This is a genomic window from Candidatus Rhabdochlamydia sp. W815, assembly GCF_018642185.1.
Classification (GTDB): Bacteria; Chlamydiota; Chlamydiia; order Chlamydiales; family Rhabdochlamydiaceae; genus Rhabdochlamydia; species Rhabdochlamydia oedothoracis.
Genome location: NZ_JAAVTY010000079.1, coordinates 1 through 7,250 on the forward strand (window position 1 = coordinate 1; position 7,250 = coordinate 7,250).

At 36.7% G+C, this 7,250-nt stretch carries 5 protein-coding genes and 1 pseudogene; 3 read left to right on the forward strand and 3 right to left on the reverse strand.

The annotated features are described in order from the left end of the window. Window positions 1-122: pseudogene (locus RHOW815_RS05850) on the reverse strand (transposase); the annotation flags it as partial. Window positions 123-145: 23 nt separating this feature from the next. Next, window positions 146-1,546, reverse strand: a complete 1,401-nt coding sequence (gene sthA / locus RHOW815_RS05855; protein WP_215217397.1) for a Si-specific NAD(P)(+) transhydrogenase — start codon at window positions 1,544-1,546, stop codon at window positions 146-148. An 80-nt stretch (window positions 1,547-1,626) separates the two neighbouring features. Between sthA and glgP the strand changes: the two genes are divergently transcribed. After that, window positions 1,627-4,221, forward strand: a complete 2,595-nt coding sequence (gene glgP, locus RHOW815_RS05860; protein WP_245397541.1) for a glycogen/starch/alpha-glucan family phosphorylase — start codon at window positions 1,627-1,629, stop codon at window positions 4,219-4,221. A gap of 6 nt (window positions 4,222-4,227) precedes the next feature. On the opposite strand, the gene RHOW815_RS05865 is transcribed toward glgP, so the two are convergent. Next, entirely contained in the window at window positions 4,228-4,965 is a 738-nt protein-coding gene (locus RHOW815_RS05865) for a substrate-binding periplasmic protein (protein ID WP_215217399.1), read from the reverse strand. A 60-nt stretch (window positions 4,966-5,025) separates the two neighbouring features. On the opposite strand from RHOW815_RS05865, the gene hemH reads away from it, so the two are divergent. Both hemH and RHOW815_RS05875 read left to right on the forward strand, forming a co-directional pair. Further along, window positions 5,026-6,060: a ferrochelatase gene (hemH, locus tag RHOW815_RS05870; RefSeq protein ID WP_215217400.1), complete on the forward strand. Its 1,035-nt coding sequence runs from the start codon at window positions 5,026-5,028 to the stop codon at window positions 6,058-6,060. An 88-nt stretch (window positions 6,061-6,148) separates the two neighbouring features. Further along, the gene (locus RHOW815_RS05875) at window positions 6,149-7,105 is read left to right on the forward strand and encodes a DMT family transporter (protein ID WP_215217401.1); all 957 of its coding nucleotides are present in this window, start codon (window positions 6,149-6,151) and stop codon (window positions 7,103-7,105) included. Window positions 7,106-7,250: the final 145 nt, after the last annotated feature.

A 7,250-nucleotide genomic window follows, 5' to 3' on the forward strand; every position in this document is an offset into this window, starting at 1 on the left:
AAATGAAGTTTAATTCCCAAGAACCATCCTGCTCCTGTTTTTCCCATTTTTGCAAATCTTGCAAAAACTTTATTTCTCCTAATTCTTTTGTTATGGCAAACCTGTATCTTTGTTGAGTCAATATCTAAAGAGTAGCAAGATCGCTTTATTTAAATTTTGACGTTGTTTGGATTAATCCATCATAGGCTGCATATTTATAAAGATCGTGCAGAGTAGGGCAGTTAAATACTTGGGATATTACGTGGTGCAGTGTTTTTTTATCTTCTACGAGAATTACGCCATAGTGAATGATTTCAGTAGCAATTCTTCCGATGATATGCACTCCTAAGATTTGTAGAGTGTCTTTATGAAAAAGCAGTTTGAGCATTCCGGTTTTTGCACCCATAATTTTACCTCTGGGCATATTGGCGTAGTAGGCTTTGCCTGTAGCATAAAGAATGTTTTTTTCTTTTGCTTCTTCAGTGGTTAAACCTATGGTAGATACTTCTGGAATGGTATAAATTCCATAAGGGAAATAGGTGGGTAAGTGTTCTAGATCTTGTGTTTGAAAAATATGAGCTACTACAATTCTGCCCTGTTCCATGCTAGTGCTAGCAAGAGCGGGAAAGCCAATGACATCTCCAACTGCAAAGATGTTAGATATGTTAGTACGATATTGATGATCTACTATGATCAATTCTCTCTTTCCTGTTTTAACTCCCACTTGTTCTAATTTAAGTTGTTTTATATTTCCACTGCGTCCAGCGGCAAATAAGAACATATCAACTTCTAAACTTTTGTTGTTCTTTAGATGAACCTCTATAGGGGTCTGATCAGAAGGGGGGACATCAATAGATTCGATGGAGGTATTAAAAAGGATATCAATGCCAGAGCTCTGCATTTCTTTTACAAGTGTATTTGAGATCTCTTCATCAAGATGAGGGAGAATTTTTTCTTTATCGTTAATCAAATAGACATGGGTTCCAATTGTTGCAAAGATAGTTGCATATTCACAGCCAATGACCCCAGCTCCTACAATACATAGGGAAGAAGGGTGTCTTGTCAATTGTAAAATAGTATCAGAATCGTGAATTCGCTTATTATCAAAAGGGATATTTGCTGGATGATAAGGGTAGGATCCTGTAGCAATGATGATAAACTCTCCAAAGAGTGAAACACGATCTTTACCTTGTACATGAATGCTGTGCGCATTTTCAAAACTAGCTACTCCATAAAAGATGCTGACATGATGGCGCGATAAATTATGAAAAATCTCTTTAGAAGAGGAGTCTTTTACTAAATTCTTACGATACATAAAAGCTGTCATAGAGGCTTCATGAGAAAAAGTGCGATCAATGCCATAAAGACCTTTTTCTAATTTATCAGAAAAATACAAAGCGGTTTCTTTAAGAGTTTTAGAAGGTAGAGTTCCCGTTACTGTTCCAGCTCCTCCAAATAGCTCTTCCTTTTCAATGATCGCTACTTTATAACCAAAATAAGCTGCTTTGACAGCTGCTTTTTCCCCTGCAGGACCTGAACCAATTACAATAAGGTCAAATTTTTGCACATTAACTCTTGCTTATGTTAGATAATAAGTAATTACACAATGCTCGAAAGAATTTCAAGTAGTAAAGGAAACGGATGGATTTGAAAACGCAAACTCAAGCGGATAATTTAATACAAAAAATCAGACATTACTTGATTACTACAATGGGAGTAACGATTAATGAAGCTAGCCCAGAAGAGTTTTATCGTGCATTTGCTCTGACATTACGTGAGGAGATCATGATTAATTGGACTGCTTGTATACATACCTACAGAGAGAAAAAAGCGCGAATGCTGTTTTACTTGTGTATGGAATATATGCCTGGGCGTTTTTGTCAGAATAACATTATAAATATTCATGCTACTGATTTAATTAACTATGTATTTAAACAGTTAAACCGCTCCTATCAAGAAGAATTACGCTTTGAGCCAGAGCCAGGTCTTGGCAATGGAGGTTTAGGAAGATTAGCAGCTTGTTTAATGGATTCACTTGCTACTCAGCAAATTCCAGCTATTGGATTTGGGCTCCGCTATCAATATGGCATTTTTGATCAAGCGGTATGTAATGGGATTCAGGTAGAAAGGCCAGAGGCATGGCTATTGCATGAAAATCCTTGGGAATATCGTCGTGATATGCATGCCGCTTCTGTTTTTTATGCAGGGAAAGCAATTCCTGGTAAAAATAAACAAGGCGTAGACGTATATGAATTAACAGATTATGAAGAAGTAAGAGCCCTATCTTACGATATTCCCATTATTGGATACAAAGAAACTCCCGATTTTACAGTAAATACACTGCGCTTATGGACTACAAAAGAATCTCCTCGAAACTTTCAATTGCAGCGCTACAATGCAGGAATGCTAGGTGCAGCCGCAGAAAACACCAGTCTCACCGATGTGTTATATCCTAATGACCACAATGAAACAGGCAAAAGAATTCGTTTAAAACAAGAATTTCTTCTTGTATCCGCTTCCTTACAAGATATCATCAGAAGACATCTTTTTATTTTCTCAAATATGAATGAGTTTGCGGATAAAGTGCGCATTCACATCAATGATACTCACCCAGCTCTGACCATAGCAGAACTGCAACGACTACTCATAACAGAGCACGATTTTGGATGGGAAGAAGCCTTAAACGTTGTAAAAACTTGTTGTAACTTTACCAATCACACCATCCTGCGAGAGTCTTTAGAAGAGTGGAATCAAAGTAGTTTACAGTATCTATTGCCGCGTCAATACGCGATCATCGAAAAAATAAATCTAGAATTTTGTAATCAGATTCGTCAGAAATACCCAGGAGATGAAGATAGAGTACGATCTATGTCGATTATCGAAGAGGGCCGAGTCAAGATGGCTAATTTAGCTATTTATGGATCACATCGAGTGAATGGAGTAGCTGCTCTACATACAGAGATCTTAAAAAAAGAGATCTTTAAAGATTTTTATGAAATGTATCCGGAAAAATTCGTCAATGTAACCAATGGGGTGACTCCAAGAAGGTGGCTTTTAGATTGCAATCCACTTCTTGCTGCATTTATTACAAAGAAAATTGGTAAACAGTGGATTACACAGTTTCAAGAAATACGCAAGCTTGCCTCATTTACTAATAATTTTGATTCTCAAAAAGAGTTTTTAGAAATTAAGAAAAAAAATAAGCAAGCCTTGCTTGAGTGTTTGCAACATACAAATCCTATACGCGATAGCACAGGAAAGCCTGTTGGTCATTACTCTTTTTTAGACGAGAGTGCGCTTTTTGATGTACAAATCAAACGGATTCACGAGTATAAAAGACAGCTGATGAATCTCATCCATGTAATTATGCTCTATCATGAACTTCAAGAAAATCCAGAAGCGCGTCGTATAAAAAGAATGGTGTTCATTGCTGGTAAAGCAGCTCCTGGATATGAAGTGGCTAAACAAATCATTCAATTAAGTTACTGTATTTCTAGGCGAATCAATCAAGACCCTAAAACAAACCAGAAATTAAAATTGGTTTTTATAGAGAATTACAGCGTATCAAAAGCAGAAATGATTATTCCTGCAGCAGATTTATCAGAGCAAATCTCTACAGCAGGGACAGAAGCATCTGGCACTGGAAATATGAAGCTAGCAATGAACGGAGCTTTGACAATTGGAACAGAAGACGGAGCAAATATTGAGATGCATCAACAGGTAACAGACCGCTTTTGGCCCTTTTGTTTTGGTAAAACCGCATTAGAGAATGATTTAATTCGCCATACGGGCAACTATAATCCTTGGGATATCTATATGCAAAACGATTCTATTCGAAAAGCACTTGACTCTCTACGCGACCAAAGTTTTACACAAACAGAAGAAGAGCATCAAGCTCTTAGTAATTTATATCAAAATTTGCTACATAGCCAAGCGAGTTATATACCGGATTATTACTTTGTCTTAGGCGATTTATTAGATTATTATAGAATTCAAAAATCGGTGGAAGAGCTATTTTTAAAACCTCAACAATGGGCAGAGTATGCTTTGCAGAACATAGCAGCCATGGGAAATTTTTCTTCCGATGAATCGATTAAAAATTATGCAAAATTAGTTTGGGATATTCAACCTTGTCCAGTTGATCTTAAAGAGTTAGAAAAAATAAGAATAGAGTATAGCGAGCACGATAAATGTCGTATTTTTCCAGCTAGTGCAAATGGCTCTGTAAAAAATTCTTCTTAAATATCTTTATTTTTTTATCTCTTTTTGTGGAAGGCCCCATTTATCAATTATTTTTTGATATTCTCCAGACTGCTTTAACCGATGAATCTCTTTATTAAAGGCTTTGATTAAAGAGCCATTTTTATCCCGTGCTGTAATCAGTCTTAAAGCCTCATTGGTTAAAGGTAGGGATCCTACCTTTAGCTTATCTTGATAGAGATCCTCGCAATAGGCATAAGCGCTTAGAATATCGATTAAAGCTGCATCAAGCACACCGGAAGTTATATCTTCAAGGGCTTGTGCTTTAGATGTGTATTGATGGATTAATACATTAGGAACCAATTCAACTAATAAAGCATTAGCATCAGAGAGTACACCGATAGCTTTGCCTTTTAACTGTTTGATAGAAGAGATATCGGATGACTTATTTACTACAATTACAGGACCTAACATTAAATAGCTTTCTGAAAAATCAAAGCGGTCTTTGTTAAAGTTATAGGGAGGAAAAGAAGAGAGCACAGCCTCATATTTTCCTTGGAACAAGTCTTCTAATAAGTAGTGTGCATCTGTTATAATTTTAGCAAGTGGAAGTTTTTCTGAAATCTTCTGCAAAATTTCTGTAGAAAATCCTACCAATTGCGCATTTTTATCCTCTAAATCCAAAGGATACCAACTAGGGTCAAGAGCCACTCTTTGTTGGTGGTTTTTACTTCCACAGCAGCAAAGAAGAGCCAGTAGTAATAGGGTGGAAATTTTCCTTAACATAAAATGATCTGTAACACAATAAGATAAAAAAGTGTATGTTTATCGTTTAAGGTTCTAATTATGTCAAATACTTATCTCATTATCAATTTTGGCGGTCCTAGAGATTTACAAGAGGTTGAAGGATTTTTAACAGAGCTACTTACCGATCAAGAGGTCATTCGCACTCCCTTTCCTTCTTTTATTCATCGTTTATTATTTACCCGCATTGCAAAAAAGCGTGCATTAAAAGTTATTCCTGAATATGCAAAAATCGGTGGTAGATCGCCGATTTATGAGGATACGGAAAAGATGGCTGCAACTTTGCGGCAATATAGAAAAGCACCTATTCTTACTTTTCATCGTTATTTGCCTAAAACGCATGCTTGCTTTTTATCTGCCATTAAGCAAATACCGAAAGATCATCAGATACGAGTTTTTCCTATGTTCCCCCAATTTAGCTATGCTACAACAGGAAGCGTAGCTCTTTTTTTCTCTCGTAATTTATGTGGGCAGAATTTAAACCAGCTCTCTTGGATTAAATCTTATGCAACCCATCCTTTATATCTTAATGCATTCGAGCAACAGATCCGCCTTTGTTTAAGCCAACACAAACTTAAAGAAGAAGAGGTATGTTTGCTTTTTTCAGCCCATGCAATCCCTAGAAAGTTTGTTTGTACAGGGGATCCTTATGAAAAAGAATGTGGTTTAAGTTTTCATGCTCTTAAAAAACGGTTTCCTCAAGCGATTTGTCATTTATCTTATCAATCTCAATTTGATAAGCAAGAATGGCTTCGTCCTTATACAAGTGATGTATGCAAAGAGATTAGCAATTGGACCCAAGATAGGAAAACAGTAGTAGTTATTCCTTTAAGCTTTACTTCAGATCATATAGAAACTCTTTTTGAAATCGAAAAACTGTATTTACCATCCATTCGCAAGCAGGGGTTAACCGCTATTCGCTGTCCTGCTCTCAACCATCATCCTGATTGGATTCAAGCAGTTCTTACCATTATAGAACAAGAAGAAACATTAACTAATCAGATGCTTCTTCGTCACCCTACTCATTCTTGTTGTAGTATATGTATGCCAAGCTGTTGTATATGTAAGAAAAAATAAAAACATATACAAATATCTATTATTTAAAGAATAATGGAGGAAAAAATCCCTTTAGCATGGTTTATTTTTTGAATCAGAAGGAGTGTTTATGGTATGTGAGGCTAATGCAGATAGAAAACTACAAAATAAAGCTGTACTAGGAGTTGGTTTAATGATTCTTGGATTAGCGCTTTATCCGCTATCTGATGCTTTCATTAAACATCTCATGGGCACATATAGCGTCTGTCAAGTCACTCTGCTACGCGCATTTACTCGTTTGGTTCCTCTTTTTATTGCAACTTACTTCCAAGGAGGGCCGCGTAAGATTCTTTATTCAAAACACCCAACTAGCCATCTCACCCGGCTAACGGTTAATTTGATATATACTTTTTGTTTTATGTTTGCCTTTTCGCTCGCTTCTTTAACGACAATCTATACATTTAGCTATACCTCGCCCTTTTTCATGATTGTCTTAGGTTCGTTGATGCTTAAAGAAAAAGTAACCCGCGAGAGATGGGTTGCTGTAGGAATTGGTCTTATAGGAGTTGTCATTGCTATGCGCCCCGGATCAAGTGTAATGGAATCAGCAGCATTTCTGGTTCTTTTTGCAACTTTCCTCGGAGCTTTGAACAAGATTCTCATGCGCCGTTTAGCATCAACAGAGCATAGCCTTGCTATTGCGATCTACCCAAACCTCGTAATGATCGTAGCGATGCTAATTTTAGGTTTGATGTCTTCGTCTTACACAAATTGGCTATCTCCTCAGTTTAACCTTGTTTGGAAACCGATGCCTTGGGCCCACTGGGGTCTTTTTGCAATTGTAGGTGTTCTGACAGCTGGAGCTCAATACGCTATTGCACAATCACTTCGTTTTGCACAAGCCTCAATTCTTGCTCCTATTGATTATTCTACCTTCTTCTGGGTAGTAGCTCTTGACTTTACCTATTGGAACAAAACACCAGATATCTATACATTAATCGGCGCTATGGTTATTGTTGGAAGTAATTTATTCATTCTCTATAGAACTCGAAAAGAAGAAGCTGCTAAACAGGCTTCTTTAGCTTAAGCTAGCTTTAAGAGCCTGTTTAAAATCTTCTCATTAAGGTATAATGATAGTTTTCATAAAACCTTTGGAGGTAGTTATGACCCGCTCTTATCCAAGCGATATTTCTCGTAAACAATTTAGCAAAATCCATCTAATACTTGAGTCT